The sequence below is a fragment of the Arachidicoccus rhizosphaerae genome (genome assembly GCF_900107765.1).
Classification (GTDB): domain Bacteria; phylum Bacteroidota; class Bacteroidia; order Chitinophagales; family Chitinophagaceae; genus Arachidicoccus; species Arachidicoccus rhizosphaerae.
Map to the genome: position 1 here is coordinate 98,338 of NZ_FNQY01000011.1, position 19,718 is coordinate 118,055.

Annotated in this window: 17 protein-coding genes; 13 read left to right on the top strand and 4 right to left on the bottom strand. The window is 47.8% G+C overall.

Going from position 1 to position 19,718, the window contains the following annotated elements; translation table 11 throughout:
* The first annotated feature begins 30 nt into the window (after window positions 1-30).
* The 10 genes from gatB to nagA all read left to right on the top strand — a co-directional run bounded on the left by gatB (window position 31) and on the right by nagA (window position 13,173).
* On the top strand, window positions 31-1,494 hold the full coding sequence (gatB, locus tag BLU80_RS10940; RefSeq protein WP_091398151.1) for an Asp-tRNA(Asn)/Glu-tRNA(Gln) amidotransferase subunit GatB: 1,464 nt from the start codon (window positions 31-33) through the stop codon (window positions 1,492-1,494).
* 109 nt (window positions 1,495-1,603) lie between these two features.
* Window positions 1,604-2,191 (top strand): adenylate kinase, encoded by a 588-nt coding sequence (locus tag BLU80_RS10945; protein WP_091398025.1) that lies wholly within the window; start codon window positions 1,604-1,606, stop codon window positions 2,189-2,191.
* A gap of 495 nt (window positions 2,192-2,686) precedes the next feature.
* Complete coding sequence (locus BLU80_RS10950; RefSeq protein ID WP_091398027.1) at window positions 2,687-3,604, top strand: dihydrodipicolinate synthase family protein; 918 nt, start codon at window positions 2,687-2,689, stop codon at window positions 3,602-3,604.
* 108 nt (window positions 3,605-3,712) lie between these two features.
* On the top strand, window positions 3,713-4,918 hold the full coding sequence (locus tag BLU80_RS10955) for a hypothetical protein (RefSeq protein WP_091398029.1): 1,206 nt from the start codon (window positions 3,713-3,715) through the stop codon (window positions 4,916-4,918).
* A 40-nt stretch (window positions 4,919-4,958) separates the two neighbouring features.
* Window positions 4,959-6,191 carry an MFS transporter gene (locus tag BLU80_RS10960; RefSeq protein ID WP_091398031.1) on the top strand — a complete coding sequence of 411 codons (1,233 nt, stop codon included), beginning with the start codon at window positions 4,959-4,961 and terminating at the stop codon, window positions 6,189-6,191.
* Between the two features lie 21 nt (window positions 6,192-6,212).
* Window positions 6,213-8,351, top strand: coding sequence for a GDSL-type esterase/lipase family protein (locus BLU80_RS10965; protein WP_091398033.1), 2,139 nt, complete (start codon window positions 6,213-6,215; stop codon window positions 8,349-8,351).
* Between the two features lie 66 nt (window positions 8,352-8,417).
* Entirely contained in the window at window positions 8,418-9,587 is a 1,170-nt protein-coding gene (locus BLU80_RS10970; RefSeq protein ID WP_091398036.1) for an AGE family epimerase/isomerase, read from the top strand.
* 124 nt (window positions 9,588-9,711) lie between these two features.
* Window positions 9,712-11,010, top strand: a complete 1,299-nt coding sequence (locus BLU80_RS10975; protein WP_211481817.1) for a sialidase family protein — start codon at window positions 9,712-9,714, stop codon at window positions 11,008-11,010.
* Between the two features lie 17 nt (window positions 11,011-11,027).
* Window positions 11,028-11,987: a DMT family transporter gene (locus BLU80_RS10980; protein WP_091398038.1), complete on the top strand. Its 960-nt coding sequence runs from the start codon at window positions 11,028-11,030 to the stop codon at window positions 11,985-11,987.
* Between the two features lie 13 nt (window positions 11,988-12,000).
* On the top strand, window positions 12,001-13,173 hold the full coding sequence (gene nagA, locus BLU80_RS10985) for an N-acetylglucosamine-6-phosphate deacetylase (protein ID WP_091398040.1): 1,173 nt from the start codon (window positions 12,001-12,003) through the stop codon (window positions 13,171-13,173).
* 106 nt (window positions 13,174-13,279) lie between these two features.
* On the opposite strand, the gene BLU80_RS10990 is transcribed toward nagA, so the two are convergent.
* The 4 genes from BLU80_RS10990 to yihA all read right to left on the bottom strand — a co-directional run bounded on the left by BLU80_RS10990 (window position 13,280) and on the right by yihA (window position 17,577).
* A complete protein-coding gene (locus tag BLU80_RS10990; RefSeq protein WP_091398042.1) occupies window positions 13,280-14,293 on the bottom strand; it encodes a tetratricopeptide repeat protein in 1,014 nt (337 codons plus the stop codon).
* A 45-nt stretch (window positions 14,294-14,338) separates the two neighbouring features.
* On the bottom strand, window positions 14,339-15,571 hold the full coding sequence (locus BLU80_RS10995; protein WP_091398044.1) for a DUF1015 domain-containing protein: 1,233 nt from the start codon (window positions 15,569-15,571) through the stop codon (window positions 14,339-14,341).
* Between the two features lie 94 nt (window positions 15,572-15,665).
* Window positions 15,666-16,739 carry a 3-phosphoserine/phosphohydroxythreonine transaminase gene (gene serC / locus BLU80_RS11000; RefSeq protein ID WP_091398046.1) on the bottom strand — a complete coding sequence of 358 codons (1,074 nt, stop codon included), beginning with the start codon at window positions 16,737-16,739 and terminating at the stop codon, window positions 15,666-15,668.
* 193 nt (window positions 16,740-16,932) lie between these two features.
* Window positions 16,933-17,577: a ribosome biogenesis GTP-binding protein YihA/YsxC gene (yihA, locus tag BLU80_RS11005; protein WP_091398048.1), complete on the bottom strand. Its 645-nt coding sequence runs from the start codon at window positions 17,575-17,577 to the stop codon at window positions 16,933-16,935.
* Between the two features lie 248 nt (window positions 17,578-17,825).
* On the opposite strand from yihA, the gene BLU80_RS11010 reads away from it, so the two are divergent.
* From BLU80_RS11010 to BLU80_RS11020, 3 genes are all read left to right on the top strand, one after another.
* Window positions 17,826-18,863 (top strand): WD40/YVTN/BNR-like repeat-containing protein, encoded by a 1,038-nt coding sequence (locus BLU80_RS11010; protein WP_091398051.1) that lies wholly within the window; start codon window positions 17,826-17,828, stop codon window positions 18,861-18,863.
* A 78-nt stretch (window positions 18,864-18,941) separates the two neighbouring features.
* Window positions 18,942-19,214 carry a hypothetical protein gene (locus BLU80_RS11015; RefSeq protein ID WP_091398054.1) on the top strand — a complete coding sequence of 91 codons (273 nt, stop codon included), beginning with the start codon at window positions 18,942-18,944 and terminating at the stop codon, window positions 19,212-19,214.
* A 48-nt stretch (window positions 19,215-19,262) separates the two neighbouring features.
* Window positions 19,263-19,703 (top strand): hypothetical protein, encoded by a 441-nt coding sequence (locus tag BLU80_RS11020; RefSeq protein ID WP_091398057.1) that lies wholly within the window; start codon window positions 19,263-19,265, stop codon window positions 19,701-19,703.
* Window positions 19,704-19,718 lie beyond the last annotated feature (15 nt).

Consider the following 19,718-nt stretch of genomic DNA (forward strand, 5'->3'; position numbering starts at 1 on the left):
CTTGAGCAGGTCTTTACCTTTGTCAGTAATATGGCAACAATTTATCAAGGCAAATACGAGGCCGTCATCGGTCTGGAAATTCATGTTCAGTTAGATACGGCGAGCAAATTATTTTGTGCGGACAGCACAAAATTCGGAGCTGAGCCCAATACACATATCAGTCCTATTACCCTGGCTTTACCCGGCACACTGCCCAAAATCAACAAAAAAGCCATTGAGTATGCCGTCCGCCTGGGCCTGGCCTGTCAGTGTGAAATCATGCCCTATAACTTTTTTGCCCGTAAGAACTATTTCTATCCTGACCTGCCCAAAGGCTGGCAGACCACTCAGCATACGCATCCCATTTGTATGGGCGGACTTGTACCGATCAAAACGCAAACAGGTATCCGGCAGGTACAGATGCATCATATTCACCTGGAAGAAGATGCCGGTAAAAGCATCCATGATATTTACGAGGGTGAAAGCTGCGTGGATTTAAACCGTGCGGGAACCGCCCTTGTGGAAATCGTATCCGAACCCGATATGTTTAGCGCCGATGAGGCCTGGAACTATGTTCAGGAGCTCAGAAGACTGGTGCGTTGGATTGGCGTCAGTGATGCCAATATGGAAGAGGGCAGTCTGAGGTGCGATGCCAATATCTCCATCAGGCCGGCAGGGGACACCAGACTCGGTACCCGCGTAGAGGTAAAAAACCTGAACTCTACCCGTAATATTAAAAAAGCTATTGATTTTGAAATCGACCGGATGATCCGCCTGGTGGAAGCGGGCGGAATGGTTCAGCAGCAGACCCGTAGCTTTGACGCTGCGACTGGGACTACTTTTGCCATCCGGGATAAAGAGCAGGCCAATGACTACCGGTATTTTCCGGAGCCGGATCTCCCCCCGATCCAACTGAGCCAGTCATTTATTGAGCAGATCCGGGCCTCCATGCCTGCCTTGCCGCAGCAGCTGGCCCATAAGTATCAGACCAGCTTCGGACTCAGTCCCTATGACGCCGAGCAACTGGTCAGCGATAAGGACATAGCCGTTTATTTTGAAGCGGCCACGCAGAAGACAAATCAATATAAAGCAGTGGCCAACTGGATAAACGGCCCCATCAGATCCATTATCAATGAGGAGCATCTATCCATTGACCAGGTAGGCATTACCCCTGAAACCCTGGCAGATATTATTCAGCTGGTAGACACGGGCAAACTTAATTTTTCAGTAGCTTCCACCAGGCTTTTACCGGCATTAAGAACGCCCGGTGCAGATCAAAAAGGCCAATCAGCCCTGGATATCGCCACCCGCCTGAATCTTATTCAGACCGATAATGAAGATTTGCTGGAGACCTGGATCAATGAGGCGCTGGAAAGCATGCCGGATAAGGTTCAGGCCTATCAAAAAGGGAAAAAAGGATTAATCGGATTATTTGTGGGAGAAGTAAAAAAAAGAAGCAAAGGAAAAGCAGATCCGGGGCGTGTTATGGATCTGATTAAGGAAAAATTAGGCTAGCCGAGGCAAACATTTGTTAGTCCTGATTTGTGTGTAATGCTGATGTGACCGGCATTTTGCATTAAAAAAATCATTACATTTGCTGTTCAAATTATATTTAATATAAGTTATGTTTAATTTAATCTTGTTTGGTGCTCCGGGTAGCGGAAAGGGTACACAAAGTTTAAAAATTGCGGAAAAATTCAATTTAAAGCATTTGAGTACAGGGGATTTACTACGTCATGAAATCTCCTCAGAAACTGCGCTGGGCAAGGAAGCAAAAGAATTTATTGACAAAGGATTATTGGTTCCTGATGCCGTGGTTATCGGCATGATCAGTAAGGCTATTGAATCCAATAAAACCGTTCGCGGGTTCCTCTTTGACGGATTTCCCCGTACAGAAGCTCAGGCGGAGGCGCTGGATAAACTGCTCAAATTATATGAGAGTTCCATTAATCTGGTACTTGCCTTAGAAGTGAGTGAGGATGAACTGGTGGAGCGTCTGCTGCTCAGAGGTAAGACCAGTGGCCGCTCAGATGATGCCAATGAAGAAATCATCCGGGAAAGAATCAAAGAATACCGCAAAAAGACAGCGATTGTTGCGGATTATTACGAAAATAACGGCGTTGTCAGAAATATTGCCGGTGAAGGTACCGTAGACAACATATTTGAGCATATCTCCCAGGCGATTAATGAAGAACTGGAAGTAGCCAGCTAAAGAAAGATCATTACTTGGACATCCATTAATAAAAAAGACCCGGTTTATACGAAAGTTAGACCGGGTCTTTTTTAATGTCCGGTCTGGTAAATGTTGCTGGAAAACCGATTGGCGCTATGTCGGGTTCTGCCCATTTCAACAGGGCCAAAGCCTTCCAAAATTTGTAAATTTTCTTGCAAACTTCGCATAGATCATTCTTTTTAAATTCAGAAACAACTAATTACCAATTTAATTTATATTATTTAATAAATTATATAAATTTTTCTTGGATTATCTTCAAAATTATTCTCACCTTTATTATGTCATACATAAGTATTTAATATTTTTATGTGTTTTAATGGAAAAGGAGGACAGGGAGCAATTTGTGTGTTGGGTTGTCGGATTTTTTAGCGGAATATGTCTGACAAAATTACGTAATTTTGGTGTTGCTCCCTGGTTTCCCGATGTATGATACTTACCCGGTTTTGATTATTTTTATTTTATAATATATAGAAAATGGTTTCTAAATTAAACGGCCTGATCGCTGCACCCTTCACCCCCATGCTGGCGGGTGGCAGCCTGAACCTGACAGTCATCAAAGACTATTATCAGTTGCTTAAAAGAAATAAGGTGAATGGGGCTTTTATAGCGGGTTCAACAGGCGAAGGCGTTTCCATGACCCTGGAAGAAAAGTTTCAGTTGATTGACGCCTGGGCGGCAGCCACCGCTGCTGACCCCGAATTTCATGTCATCGTCCTTGCAGGTGGTACCTGTATCCAGGATGCAGCCGCCGTCGCCGCCCGTGCAGAGCAGGCAGGTATCTATGGCATAGCCCTCACCGCTCCTTTTTATTTTAAACCGGCAAACGCCCAGGTGCTGGCTGAGATCTGCCGCCAGGTAGCGGCCGCAGCCCCCAACACGGCTTTTTATTATTATCATATCCCTGTGCTGACCGGTTGCTACATACCCATGTATGATCTTCTGAAAGCCGTTAACGGCACCATTGATAATTTCTGCGGGATTAAGTATACGCATGAGGATTTTATGGATTTTCAGAGTTGTATGCATGTGGAGAACGGCCGGTACAATATGCTCTGGGGCCGGGATGAAAATATGCTTTCTTCTTTACCTTTAGGCACAAAAGCAGCTATTGGCAGCACTTATAATTATGCAGCACCTTTATATCTGGATTTAATGGAAGCCTACCGGAGCGGAGATGTTCAAAAAGCAGAGACCCTGCAGCAGCTTTCCATTGATATGATTCGTCTGCTGGGAAAATATGGAGGCATTGCGACCGGCAAGGCTTTTATGAAGCTCGTCGGCATGGACCTGGGCGGCTTCAGACTGCCTGTTTCCAATATGAGTCCGGAGGCGTTCGAAGCCTTTAAAAAAGATGTTGCAGCCCTTGATTTTGAATCCTTCAGATCCAAATAGCCGCCAATGACCAGCGGCTACCCTGTTCATCAATATTTAGCGTCGGATGTCCGTACGAACAGCAACTGGCACTGGCGCAAAATCTTACCAGCATAAAGTCAGCATCTTATGCGCAAGGCAACAAAAATATTTTTTACTCCTTTTATTCTAAGCATTATGGCAATGGCTGCATCCTGCAGTAACCCGCAGCCTGGTACTGCGGGTGGAACTCCTGTTTCCATCCAATGGAAAAAATTAGGGGAGCTTCCCGGTGACCTGAACCAGGATGCCCCGAAAACAAACCCCGGTCTGGCAGGCCCCGTGGCCGGCATTACCGGTAATTACTTAATTGTAGGCGGCGGCTCTAATTTCCCGGATGGTCTTCCCTGGCAAGGTGGCACGAAGACTTATTATGCTAAATTATATACCTACCGGTTAGAACAGAGCGGACCACTAGACACCGCGATACTCACAAATATTGAGTCGCAGCTGCCTTACCAGGCAGGATACCCTGCCTGCGTTTCTACGGATCAGGGCATTGTGGTGGCCGGAGGAGAAAACCTGCAGGGGCCTTTAAATAAAGTCTCCCTGATCAGTCTGTCAGCCGCTAAGGACAGCCTATTGATTCGTCCACTACCTGATTTACCCGAGGCCAGTTCCGGGGGCATGATAGCCGTGCTTGATTCCAAGCTGTATTTCGCCGGGGGCAATAATGCTTCCGGCAGTACATCGACCGCCTTTCTGAGCCTGGATCTGAAGGATACCAGCGAAGGCTGGCAGCCTTTGCCTGATTTGCCGCAGCCCATCGGTTTCGGAGTTTTATATGCGGCACCCGACACGCATACGCTTTATCTGGCCAGCGGCAGAAAGGCCAACCCGCATGCCCGAACCAGTTTCTTTTCCTCCCTATTCGCCTTTTCTACCCAGTCTCAGAGCTGGCATAAAAAAGCGGACCTGCCTTACAGCGTGTCAGCCGCCACCGGCGTGAGGTTCCAGAACAAATTACTGCTGTTTGGCGGAGATCAGGGGGAGACCTTTCATAAGACGGAGGATTTACTCATTAAAATCGCAGATGCAAAAGACAACCGGCAAAAGCAGGAACTTATCCAACAAAAGAATAACTTACAGCAGCATCACCCCGGATTTACCCATCAGGTACTGTCCTATGATATCGACCAGGACAGATGGGAGCTGGCAGGTAAACTGCCTTTTGCCTCCCAGGTCACCACGACCGCTATCAGCTGGGGAGACAAAGTCATCATCCCCTGCGGAGAAATCAGAGCCGGCGTGCGTTACCCGGATATCATAGAAGCAGTCTTAAACCCCGGTAAATAATTTAAAACAGGCTTATCAAAAAATGGATTAAACATCTGGCATGTTACAACAAAAGAAATATTACCCCTGGTTACTGGTGGCCCTGCTCTGGGGAGTAGGTTTATTAAACTATCTGGATCGGCAGATGCTCTCTACCATGCGTCCGGCCATTGAGCTGGATATCCATGAATTACAGTCTGCCACGAACTTCGGTTTTTTAATGGGGATTTTCCTTTGGATCTATGGCCTGATGAGCCCGGTAGCAGGAGCAATAGCTGACAGGATCAACAGAAAATGGCTGATTGTATGCAGCCTGCTGGTCTGGTCGGCCGTCACCTACGGAATGGGCTATGCACAGACCTTTCATCAGCTCTATTACCTGAGAGCTGTTATGGGTATCAGTGAAGCCCTTTATATTCCTGCAGCCCTGGCACTGATCGCGGAATTTCATCAGAAAAAAACGCGTTCACTGGCCATCGGTATTCATATGACCGGATTATACCTGGGTTCCGCCCTGGGCGGCTTTGGGGCCACCATTGCGGCGGCCTATACCTGGCATTTCACCTTTCATACTTTCGGGCTGATTGGCATTGGCTATGCCATTATTCTTACTTTACTTTTAAGAGAAAGTCCGGACCGTTTCCAAATTCAGGAGCATCAGCATTTAATGGAGAAACCCAAAATCGGCAAAGCATTATCGGTACTGTTTTCCAATATTGCCTTCTGGGTTATCCTGATGTATTTTGCCGTACCCAGCCTGCCTGGCTGGGCCACTAAAAACTGGTTACCGACCTTATTTGCCCAACACCTGAATATGCCGATGAGTCAGGCAGGTCCGTTATCGACGATGACCATTGCCATCTCCTCCTTTGCAGGTGTCCTCGTGGGGGGCTTTATATCAGACAGATGGGTACAGCGGCATTTAAGGGGCCGTATTTATACGAGCGCCATCGGGCTGGCACTGACGATTCCCGGTTTATTATTTATGGGATTTGGCCACAGCCTGGCGGTCCTTGTCTCAGCCGGTGTTTGCTTCGGACTGGGCTTTGGTATTTTTGACGCGAACAATATGCCGATTCTATGTCAGTTTGTGGCACCAAAATACCGGGCGACGGCCTATGGCATCATGAATATGGTCGGCGTCTTTTTCGGGGCCTTTATTACAGACCTTTTAGGGAAATCCACGGATGGCGGCCACCTCGGCAGAGACTTCGCCCTGCTATCCGTTATTGTGCTGGTAGCGCTGGCGGTTCAGTTACTGACTTTAAAACCCACGGTCAATGATTTTAGATAATTAAGATAAATATTACGACACATGCGCTTTTTTAACACCATAAGGATCCATCCGTATCTGTGCCGCTTTATGGCCGCCGTACCGGGGGCCTTTTTCTTTTTATGTACCTCCGGCCTTTTTGCCCAGCCCGTAAGAGTTGCCTGCGTGGGCAATTCTGTCACTTACGGTTATAGCCTGAAAGACCCCGCTACCCAGTCTTATCCGGCTGTCCTGCAGGGGTTATTAGGCAGCAGCTATACGGTGGGTAATTTCGGGCATAGCGGCGCCACCCTGCTTAAAAACGGCCACCGCCCCTATTATAAAACAAAAGAATTTCAGGGGGCGCTTGCCATGCATCCTGATATTGTGGTGATTCATCTGGGTTTGAATGATACCGACCCCAGAGATTTTGCGCTATATGGCGACCATTTTATCCCCGATTATAACTGGCTCATTGATACCTTCCGCCAGGTGAATCCTAAAGCCCGGATTTATATCTGCAAGATGACACCCATTTTTACCGGTCATCCCAGATTCCTGTCCAGCACGCATGTCTGGTATCAAAAAGTCCAGCAGGCCATCGAACAGGTCGCCCGGATTAACAAGGTTCCCTTAATTGATCTTTATCAGCAGTTTCATGACCGGCCTGATTTGATTACCGATCAGCCGACCCTGCACCCCAATAAAGCAGGGGCCGCTAAATTAGCGAAGGTGATCTATCAGCATCTGACCGGCCGGTTCGGCGGCCTTACACTGCCTGACATTTTTACAAGCGGCATGGTCCTTCAAAGAGACCAGCCCGTTAAAATCTGGGGGACGGCCGACGCCGGCTCCACGGTCCTTGTTAAATTTCACGGGCAGGAAAAAAAATGCACCGTGCCTTTTGACGGCCGCTGGCAGCTGCAATTAGCGGCTCAAAAAGCAAATGCCCAGCCTGAAACGATGACCGTCATCAACGGTTCTGACAAAATACAGCTTCAGGACATTTTAATAGGAGATGTCTGGCTGGCCAGCGGACAGTCCAATATGCTGTTCACGGTAAAGCAAACGGATAAGGCCGACAGTCTGATCCGTCACAGGGAACTTAAAAAAGGTATCCTTCGGTTATTTAATGATAAAAATCTGGCGGCCACCGATGATATCAACTGGGACACCGCCGTTTTGAACAAAACAGACCGCCTGCAGTTTTTCAGCGGTCACTGGGCAAAGCCCGACCCGGAGGAGACTTCGGATTTCAGCGCGGTAGGCTATGTCTTCGGCCGCCAGATCGCCCTTAGTCAGGATATCCCCGTGGGCATGATAGAGGTAGCCGTGGGCGGCTCGCCCTTACTTTCCTGGGTGGACAGATCCACCCTGGAAAATGACCCGCTTTTTGAGCCTGCTTTACATGACTGGCTGCACTCGGATTACCTGATGGAATGGTGCAGACAAAGAGCTGCCAAAAATCTGGAGAAATCCACGGCCCCGTACCCTCGTCACCCTTATGAACCCGCCTATAACTATGAAGCCGGCATAGCTCCTATCGCAGGGCTGCCCATCAAAGGCGTTATCTGGTATCAGGGAGAAAGCGATGCGGACAATGCACCGCTTTTCGCCAGATTGTTTCCGGTATTTGTCAAAAGCTGGCGAGCAACCTGGCACAGGGCTGACCTCCCGTTTTATTATGTGCAGCTCTCCAGCCTGGATCGTCCTTCCTGGAATTATTTCAGGGACGTTCAAAGAAAATTACAGCACCAGATACCCCATAGTAAAATGGTAGTGACCAGTGATCTGGGCGATTCTTTAAACGTTCACTATAAGGACAAAATACCTGTAGGCCAAAGGCTGGCTCTGGTAGCCCTAAAGGAAACCTATCATCAGGATATAGAAGACCAGGGGCCTACCATAGAAAAGGCAACCCGGCTGAAGAGCCAACAACTGCTGCTACAGTTTTCTCATGCTGACGGACTTAGGGCCAAAGGCGGAGCGCCTTTAAGGGGATTTAAAATCTTTGATCAGAACGGCAACCTGGTGGATGTCCCGGGTAAAATTCAGGGCAGCAGCGTAGTGCTGCAGCTACCCCTGCATACGCAGGCTACAAGTGTGGTATACGGCTGGGAAGGATTCACCAGGGCTAATTTAATCAATAAAGCAGCCTTACCGGCCAGCAGCTTTAAGCTGGATCTGCCGCCCCTGCCATAACGGCCGGCTACGACAGAACACTCGATTCATTCAACTCAATACACTTATTTCAGATAAAACGATTTTATGGATACTTCTTATTTGTCTCAGTTACATACTTTTTATAAAACCCAGCTGCTGGAGGACACCATTCCTTTTTGGTTTCCCAGAAGCCTGGATGAACAGTACGGCGGTTTCTTACTGATGCGTGATCAGGACGGCAGCCTGATTGATGATGATAAAGCGGTCTGGATCCAGGGGCGCGCTACCTGGCTGCTGGCTACTTTGTACAATACCGTGGCGCCTAAACAGGAGTGGCTGGACGGCGCGGCCAGCGGTGTTCAGTTTTTACTGGAACATTGTTTTGACAGGGCAGGCAAAATGTATTTTCATGTGGCAAGAAACGGACAGCCCATCCGCATGCGCCGGTATTTTTTCTCTGAAACTTTTGCGGTGATAGCGCTTGCAGCCTACGCCAAAGCAACCGGCGACGAGCAGATAGCCCAAAAAGCAAGAGATCTTTTCACCCGGTGCCTGGAATACAGCACCGGGCAAACAGCCATAGCGCCAAAATTTGAGCCCACAAGGCCTGCCAAGGCCATCGGCATCCCGATGATCATGCTCAATACCGCCCAGCAACTCAGAGAAACCATTGGGGATCCCAGGTGCGATGAGCTGATCAAGGGCTGGATTGCAGAAATCGAGAAAGACTTTGTCAAAGATGATATCCGGTGCGTCATGGAGCAGGTCGCTCCGGACGGCAGTATCATTGACCATATTGACGGCCGGACGTTAAATCCGGGGCATGCCATTGAAGGGGCCTGGTTTATCTTGCATGAGGCTAGCTATCAAAATAGTGACCGTTACCTGAGACTCGGCCTTAAAATGCTGGATTATATGTGGGAGAGAGGCTGGGATCAGCAGTATGGCGGCATCTTGTATTTTCTGGACGTCTACGGCAAACCGGTCCAGGAATACTGGCAGGACATGAAATTCTGGTGGCCGCAGAACGAAGCGCTGATTGCCACCCTACTGGCCTATACCATGACCGGGGAGGATAAATACAAGCAGTGGCATGAATCCCTGCGCCAGTACACGGAAAAATACTTTCACGATCATCAGCATGGAGAGTGGTTCGGCTATCTGCACAGAGACGGCTCTATCGCCCAGACGGCCAAGGGTAACCTCTTTAAAGGGCCTTTCCATCTGCCCAGACAACAATGGTATTGCATGCAGCTATTGAGCAGTTTCTTGTAACGCCTTCCTATTGTCAGCAAAAAACAAGATCATGCATCTGCGGTTTGTTCCAGTCTTAATGGCTGGAGCAGCCCTTTTATAAGACTTCCTATTACATCTCATTTTAAAATGATAAATTCGTATCATGGTTCCACTAAGAATTAGTACAGCAGAGCGACCGCACAGCCCGGTTCGCTTTGGTTTATTCAAGCGTAAAAAATGCGGACACAGGCTGTCCGGCAGCACAGCACCTGGCCTGATGCTACTTGGCTGCGTAGTTGCGCTGTTTTCCTGCAGCAACCCGCATAAAACCCATACATCATCCGGCAGCCAGGTCATCTCTGAGACCGTCACTGTCTTTGAGTCCGGCGCACAGGGCTACAAATCCTTCAGGATCCCTGCCATCATAAAAGCGCCCGACGGCAGCCTGCTGGCCTTTGCAGAAGGCCGCGTTGACGGCGGAGCGGACTTCGGTCATGTTAAAATCGTGGTCAGGTCCAGTAAAGACCAGGGAGATAGCTGGAGTACCATACGTGTAGCCGCCTCCAATGGTAAATTACAGGCCGGCAATCCGGCACCCATCGTTGACTATACGGACCCGGCCTACCCCAAAGGCAGGATATTTCTTTTTTATAACACCGGTAACGTTGATGAAGGGGAAATGCGCAAAAAGCTAGGGGTCAGAGAAGTCTGGTATGTTACCTCCACGGACAACGGCAATAGCTGGTCAGCACCTGTGAATATTACGGACCAGACCAGTAAAATAGATCAGCCCCGGTTAAAGACCAGCTGGAATCATCCTGAAGACTGGCGTAGTTATGCCAATACACCCGGACACGGGCTGCAGATCCAGACAGGACCTCATAAAGGCCGCCTGTATGTAGCGGCCAATCACTCCGAGGGGGATCCCAAGGCGGACTTCACCGATTATGTGGCCCATGGATTTTACAGTGACGACCATGGCAAGAGCTTCCACATCAGTGATAACAACGCTTTCAGGGGTTCTAATGAATCCACGGCAGCGGAAATATCCAATGGACGTTTAATGATGAACAGCAGAGACCAGAGCGGAAGACAGCCTTACCGCATCGTGGCCATCAGCAGCGACGCAGGTCAAAGCTGGGACACCACCTATTATGACAAACAGCTGCCGGATCCGGTCTGTGAAGGCGCTATTGTGACCCTGCAATATCAAAAAAAGCAAAAAGGACATAACATACTTGCTTTTTCCAATGCGGCCAGCAAAACCTCCCGTGACTCCCTCACTTTAAGGATCAGTTATGATGATGGCCTTAGCTGGAAAGATCATTATTTAATCGACCCCAAAAACACCGCCTACAGCGACCTGGTAGCCCTGGATAAAAATCAGGTCGGGATTTTGTATGAGGCCGAGGGTTACCATAAAATCAATTTCAAGAAAGTGAACTGGAAGCATGGACAGTGACCGTTCCAATTAAATGTATGATCTCCGCCAGTAAATTAAACAACACCGGATTTAAGTGGGTACTGATCGGCTTTATTTTTACCCTGCTCTGGTCATCGGCTTCCACGGCCACCAAAATAGGTCTCAAAGTGGCACAGCCGCTGACCATTGCACTGATGCGGTTTTTAATCGCCTCAGTGTGCATGTTGATTTATGCGCATATAATCCGGGGTTATCCGCTGCCCGGGGCCAGAGAGTGGAAGAAGATCACTATCTATGGTATTTTTAATATCACGATTTATTTAGGGTTATATGTACTGGCCATGAAGGACGTGACTGCCGGCATCGGCGCCCTGGCCATTGCCACCAGCCCCATATTTATCGGCCTGTTATCCGTCATTGTATTAAAACAGATCCCTCCGGCAAAAGTCATAGCGGCCTTATTGCTGGGCCTGTTAGGCGTTGTGGTGGCCGCCTGGCCACTACTGCACGGCACCGGCGTCTCAGTGAAAGGTCTGGTGATTTTGCTGATCGGCATGCTCTCCTATTCTCTGGCCTCCATCTACTTTAATAAAACGGACTGGCAGGGATTAAAAATTCTTACGATTAACGGTTGGCAGACCCTGATCGGCGGCATGCTGCTATTGCCGTTTTTATGCATGACGTACCATAAAGAAGCCAATCATTTTACTGCTGACTTCTGGATATCCTCAGGCTGGCTGGCCATTTTTGTATCCATTGCCGCCATTCAGTGCTGGCTGTGGCTGCTTAAATCAGCTCCCATAAAAGCAGGCATGTGGCTATATCTCTGCCCTATCTTTGGTTTTATTATTGCAGCAGTATTTATGGATGACCCGCTCTCTTTATATACGCTGACGGGTGTCGTTATGGTTCTGCTGGCACTGGTGATGGTACGCGGTAAAAGACCCAGGCAAAAAGCGGAGCTACAGCAAAAACAAGCCGAGCTGACGCATACCCAGCAGTCCCTTTCAGAATAAATATTTAAAGGTTATGACACAAAAGATAAATTCCGCCGGTAAGCCTGTACTGATCACCCATGCGCTGATCCATACCGGTTCTGGCAGGCTGGACAGTATCATTGAAGACGGCGCCATACTGATTAAAAATGGTAAAATCCAGGAAGTGTTTGCTTCCGGCAGCCTGCCTTTTACAAGCGACAACACGGAAATTATTGATCTGCAGGGACGCCGGCTGGCGCCGGCTCTGGTAGACATCCAGATTAATGGCGGCTATCAGCGCTATTTTTCAAAAGACCCGGATGAAGCCACCCTGCTGGATATCACCCGTTCCTGTCACGACTACGGCACGCTTCATTTTTTACCCACCTTAATTTCTTCACCTACCAAGGTGATTATTCAGGCGATAGGCGCTATCCGCGCTTTTAAAGAAAAATACCCGGAGGCGGGCGTGCTGGGCATGCACCTGGAAGGTCCATTTTTTAACCCTGTTAAAAGAGGGGCCCATAGCGCCTCTATCGTCCGCAAGCCCACGGATCAGGAACTGGAGACCATTGTAAAAGAAGGCCGGGATATCATAAAAGTCATGACCCTGGCTCCGGAAATGTTTACCGACGACCAGCTGCGCTTTTTAATGGATCAGGGCATACTTTTATCTGCCGGTCACTCTGATATGAGTTATGAACAGGCCATGCACTATTTTGATCTGGGCATCAACCTGGTCACCCATTTATACAATGCCATGTCAGGATTCAGTCCCAGAACACCGGGCTTTTCGGGCGCCGCTCTGGAAAGAAAAGGAGTCTGGGCACCTATAATCCTGGATGGTCATCATGTTCATTACGGCGCTGCCAGACTTGCCCACCAGGCCAAAGGCGAGCAGCTCTTTTTGATTACGGACAGCAGCTTTCTGGGCCGCAGGGTCCGGGAATTCACCTGGGCTGATTTTGACGCCAAAATGACGGATGGCACCTACCGCAATAAGGAAGGCAATCTGGCAGGAGCCGCTATTTCAATGGTCGAAGCCTTGCAAAATGCCTTAAACCATCTACCCGTGACGGAGCCGCAGGCGCTGGCCATGGCCACCAGCCGCCCGGCAAAAGCGCTGGGACTCGACCGGCAGGTAGGCTATATAGCCCCTGGCTATCCGGCCCGGTTCTGCGTATATGACGCCGGATTTAACAACCTGGAGCCCCTGGTTGTATAAAAAGCCTCATTGAGGGTAAACAGCATAACGGTACAACATAAAAAATCCTGATCCATATTGACTGTCAATATGGATCAGGATTTTTTAATGCAGTATTACCCCTTGTTTAATTATGGGCGTAGTACTCGCCTTTGGGCACTTTAAACATGGAGGATTTCTGGAATTTGCTGAATTCTTTAATCAGACCATCATGCATATGCCCCCAGTTACTGAAACGGCTGGGATTATAAGAAGCAAACAGCCACTGATTATAGGCCTCAAAAATACCCAGTTTTAAGAGCTGCTGTTGTCTGTCAAAGAGTTTAAACGGAAAGTTTTTCGCATTGTCGCTATTGAACCAACTCACAATGAACTGTCCTCTTAAAGCATACAGGCTTTCCGGGGTCACGCCGCCGGATACCATATCCTGGAACTGCTGTAATGTTGTAGCCACCGCCTTTTCAAAATCCTGCCCATTATCAACATAGTTTTGTAATACGGCAGGGGTTGCAAATAATGCAGCATACTGATCCGTCACTACTGTACGGATTTCTGATGTTCTGCCGGAAAAAGATTCAAAATTGATGAACATTTCTCCGTACAGCACACTCCATAGCGGGTTAGCGTGTTCGGCATAGAACTTCGCCAGAAAATAATAATTACTACTGATAGAAGGGCCTACTTCAATACCTTTCTCCCAGGCGTCTTTCGCCTGAGGTGCTTTTTTATTCTGATTGAGCGCATCGCCCAGTTCTGCATACAGCAGGCTGTTTTCCGGATATTTAGCTACGGCCTGACTGTACACTTTTTCAGCTTCCGCATATTTGGAATCTGCCCGGTAAGCGGACCCTAATATCTGATAACACTGCTCATCCGCATCCGGGCTGGCAATCAGCTGTTTGCCGGCCTCAATGGCTTTAAAGTAATCTTTTTTCCAGGTATTAATAGAGGCCTCGTCTTTTAATAGGCTCAGATTATCCGGATAACTTTGTCTGGCCACTGCTATAATGGAAAGCGCTTTATCCAGATCGCCATCCTTAGCCTTATCCATGGCCTGTTTATGGGCGTCTACGACACCCGCCTGTCCAAAGGATACCAAGGCGCCTAATAAAAGCATAGGTAATACCAGTAATTTCTTCATAATGTTCTATTGATGTTAAAAGATTGAATTTTAAGTTGTTACTTATTATTTAATCAGGTGCGTCAGTAACCCGTCCCGTAATTTAGGTTCAAACCAGGTGCTTTTCGGAGGCATTACATTGCCACTGTCCGCAATTGCAAATAACTGCTGGATGTCTACCGGATACAAACTAAATGCCAGAACCATCTCCCCAGCGTCTACACGGGCTGTCAGCCCCTCCAGACCACGGATGCCCCCCACAAAATCAATTCTCTTATCAGTACGCTGATCCAGGATGCCTAAAATCGGACCCAGCACATTTTTTTGCAAAACACTGATATCCAGTACACCTACCGGATCCTGCTCATCAAAACTACCGGGTTTGGCCACCAGTTCATACCATGTATGATCGATATAAAGTCCGATATGATGCAGCGCAGCAGGCTTTACAGGCTGCACGCTCGGGGTCACCGTAAAGTTGGCGGATAATTTTTCTAAAAATTCTGTGGTAGTCAGGCCATTCAAATCCGTGATCACCCTGTTATAATCCAGGATCTGAAGTTCGCTGGCAGGGAATAAAGTGGTCAGAAAATAATCCGATGCAGGCGTCTTTGCGGCGCCCAGTCCTTTACGGACCTTGGCTGCGGAAGCTGCCCGGTGGTGACCGTCCGCAATATAGGTTTCAGGCACCTGCTTTTCAAAGATATCTGTAATCTGCCGGATGGTTTGCGGGTTGTCTACCAGCCAGACGCTGTGACGAATCCCGTCATCTGCCACAAAATCATAAATGGCGGTGTGCGCATCCTTCCACTGACTGATCAGTTCATTTAATACCGGCACATCTCTATAGGCCAGAAAAACATTCCCTGTCTGAGCCCCGGTAATGGTAATATGATTGATACGATCCTGTTCTTTTTCCGGACGGGTAAATTCATGTTTTTTAATCACGTCCTGTTCATAATCATCCACGGAACTCACCGCCACAAGACCGGTCTGGCTTTTACCATTCATTACCAGCTGATAAATATAATAAGCCGGCGACGCCTCCTGCACTAAAATGTGATTATCGATAAAGGCCTTCAGATTTTCTTTTGCCTTTTCATAAACGGACGGGTCATGAATGTCTACTGATTCCGGCAGGTCTATTTCACTTTTGGTAATATGTAAAAAAGACGCGGTGTTTTCGGCAGCCTCTTTTTTTGCTTCCTCCCGGTTCAATACATCATAAGGTCTGCTCGCTACGCCTGCGGCAAAATTTTCCGCAGGTCTTAAAGCGTTGAAAGGTTGTATTTTACTCATACTCTTTTATAATTGCGCTGTATCCGGATTCATTCCGGATACAGCAGCTAAATGATTCAAAAACAGGATTGCTCCTTTAGGATGAACAATTATTTTATTTGTTGGCCTGATTAAATTTCTCCATCAGATCCACCAGTGCCTGAACGCTGGACAGTGGCATAGCGTTATACATGGAAACGCGCAGTCCGCCCACACTTCTGTGCCCTTTGACCCCTACCATTGCGTTTTCTTTACAAAGTTCCAAGAACGGTGCTTCTAAATCTTTATTGCTGGTGGTAAAAGTGGCATTCATTAAAGACCGGTCCTGCTTGTCTACAATCGGCGTAAATACCTCCAGATTGTCCAGTGCACTATAGAATAAGTCGGCCCGCTGCTTCGCTCTTTTTTCCATTTCTGCAAGTCCGCCCTGCTCTTTAATCCAGCGCATGGTTAACATGGACACGTATACGGCAAACACCGGCGGCGTATTAAGCATGGATTCTGCCTTAATATGGCCCTCATAATCTAAAATCGGAGAGATATTTCTACCGGTCTTACCCAGCATATCTTTTTTGATAGCCACGATGGTCGTACCTGCCGCCCCTGCATTTTTTTGTGCCCCTGCATAAATCAAGGCATGTTTGTCAAAGGCAACGGGTCTGGAAAAAATATCACTGCTCATATCGGCAATAAGCGGTGTCTGTCCCGCTTCCGGAAGGGTATGCCACTGCGTTCCTTCTACCGTATTATTGCTGGTATAATGTAAATAGCTGCTGCCATCAGGCACTGAGAAAGTTTTCTGGATATAGCTGTGATTGCGATCAGAAGTATCGCCGATAACATCCGCCTGTCCGAAAACAGAAGCCTCTTTAATGGCCTTTGAGCCCCAGATACCGTTTTTGATATAGGCCGCATGTCCGCCCACAGGCAACAGATTAAGCGGGACCTGCATAAATTGCGTAGTCGCACCACCTTGCAAAAATAGGACGCTATAGGTATCGTCCAGTCCCATTAATTCTTTAACCAGCGATCTGCCCTCCTCAATAACTTCTGTAAACCAAGGAGTTCTGTGTCCAATTTCCAGGATGGACAAACCCAGGCCATTAAAATCTATAACGGCTTCGCTGGCCCGTCTGAGCACTTCGTCTGGAAGGATAGACGGTCCTGAATTAAAATTGTGCCTTTTCATTACTGAAAAATGTTTAAATGATGATCTGATGATAGATTTTGAGGCGGAAAGTTACGAGAAATGCCTGACCTTACCATATTAGGAGCCGGGAACTTCTAAATATGACAGAGACTGGCAAAAAAAAGCCGGAAAACACGTTTATTACAAACAGTTGTTTTCCGGCTTTGGGTATTATTTGAATAATATAGTCCGCTTAAGACTTGGTCGCCTCCTCAACAAACTGATCATTTAAGGAGTCTATTAATTCCAATACCTCGTCCCGTCCCGCTTTTTTAGTAGCACTGGTTACGATCACCTGAGGCAGGAACTGCCAGCTGGTCTTTAACTCTTCCAAAAAGAGCTCAACGTTGCGTTTCACCACACCGGGTTTTTCTTTATCCGATTTGGTATACACCAGGGTAAAAGGAATCTGCCAGTGTCCTAACGCCATAACGAACTCCAGATCAATAGCCTGGGGCTTATGTCTTGCATCAATCAACACAAACAGATGCATCAGGTTTTGCCGGCCCGAGATATACTCTTCAATCATTTTAGACCAGGCCTTTCTGGACTTTTGAGCCACTTTAGCATAACCGTAACCCGGCAAATCCACCAGATACCAGTTAAACTTAGGTCCTTTTTCCTTTTGGCTGCTCTCAATGGCAAAATGATTGATCATCTGCGTTTTGCCAGGTGTGGCAGAAGTCTTGGCCAGGGACTGCCGCTGACAAAGCATATTGATTAATGAGGACTTGCCTACATTGCTTCTGCCTATAAAGGCGTATTCCGGACGATCCGGTGCCGGACATTTTTGCCAGGTCGGGCTGGAAATCAGATAGGACGCGTTTTTTATTACCATGGGGCAAAGATAACATATCCGGCCCAAAGGGCAGAAAAACAGCGGGCACCCCTGTCAACTTCTCTGTGATTTATTATCCCGTTTTTAAGGTGGGAAAGCAGGCTGCATTGTTTATACCGCACTACGCGTCCCTTGGTAAGCCTTTGACTCCCTTAGTATCCTCTGAAAAAACCAATCCCCTATCTGATAATTTTGCTAATTTTATTGTTTATCCGGTTATTTAGTGCAGCACGTACAGCAATTTAAAAATGAAAAGACCACCCGATATGCGACCTTTTTTCTTACTTACCCTCCTTTCGCTACTGAGCCTGGAGATTACCGCGGCCCAAAGCGCGGAGGTAGCCCATATACACATTCTTGACAGTGGCCGGTCCACCAATTTAAGGGGACTCAGTTCCCGGGACGGATCAGAAATATGGGTAAGCGGTTCCAACGGCTGGGTAGGACATACTAAGGACGGCGGGAGCTCCTGGAACTGGCTGCAACCTCAAGGTTATCAGCAACGGGATTTTAGAGACGTCCAGGCCCTTGGCAATGGCTCGGCAGTTATTATGGGTATCGACACACCGGCTGTGCTACTCAAAACTACCAGTGGCGGCACTGCCTGGAAGCAGGTATATTTTAATAATACGCCCGGTATGTTTTTAGATGCCATGGATTTTTCAGACAATCAAAACGGGATTGTGGTGGGTGACCCGGTTGGCGGACAGATATTTTTAGCGCGAACCCAGGACGGGGCTGAAAGCTGGCAGGCATTTACGCCTGTTTTTAAAGATTCTGTTCTCAGTGGGGAAGCTTTTTTTGCTGCCAGCGGCAGCAATATCCACCTGGAGGACGGCGGTTATTTTCTACTGCCCAGCGGAGGAGCCGTCTCCAGATTCTGGAATAGCAGCCGTCAGCGCGCACCCGTATTACTGCCGCTGCAACAGGGTATTTTATCCGCCGGCCCCAACGGCATGGATGTGCAGGGTAACATCATCGCTATTGCAGGAGGAGATTATACAAAGCCAGGACAGGGTGACAGTTGTTTTGCGCTGTCTTTTAACGGTGGTAGAACCTGGGAGCCGCAGCATGCCTTACCGGGTTATGGAAGTGCGGTTGCGATTATTAATAAGCATACGCTGATTGCCTGCGGACTCACCGGCGTATGGATCAGCTATACGAGCGGTAAATCCTGGCAGACCCTGGATAACACGCCTTTTAATGCGCTGCTTTATATTAAAAAACAAAACCGGTTGTTACTGGCAGGCCCTCATGGCAAAATCGGTGTCCTGGAGAACTTTTAAGTGCTAATAAGCCCGGGATGTTTCAGATGTCAGGAATTTATGTAATTTCGGAGTAGTCAAACCCAAACGCTTAAGGTTATGCAATCCTTTATCATTAATATTCCGGATGAAAAAGTAGACTTTTTTCTGGAACTGGCTGAAATGCTGGATTTTGAAGTCCTGGAAATCGAAGAGGACGAATTTACCGTGGAAGACGATACGCCGGCCGAGGAGCCTCAGCCTAAACGTCCGGATACTACATTCCGTAAAAATGCCAAAAAGGATAAAAACAATCAGGAGGATTCCTTCAGTGACGATCCGTTTTTGGACTGGGACGCAGAAAGGCAAAATGCCAAAAAGAATAAATACTGAAAATCATTACCTTTCCAGTTTTCAACTATTGATTTAAACGCAGCACCCATGATCAACCATTCGAAAAATAAAAGACCGGCATTTTTGATAGCCGGCATGACTTTGTTTGCAGGCCTCACCTTTTACAGTTGCACGAAGGATGACACATCTACAGCGGACAATTATCAACTGGAAGGCACCTGGCAGCTATACAAGACACAATCAGGGGCGCTGCCCGACTCTACCTACGAACTCAGTTCGGATAACGAAATTATTTTTGCACCTAAATATTATTGGCGTTACCATAACGGAGCACTTCTTGATTCGGGCACCTACTTTCTGACCAGCAGCGAACTCAGTGACTCAGGTTTTTATGCCCAGATCAATGACGAAAATCAAACTTTCAGCACGCTGATTTTAAAGGGAGACACCCTGTTTTTAAGTGGCCGGGGTATTATTATGAATACGGAAACTTTTATAAAAACATCCGACAACAGCACCCAGCCTTAAAATAGACGACACTTG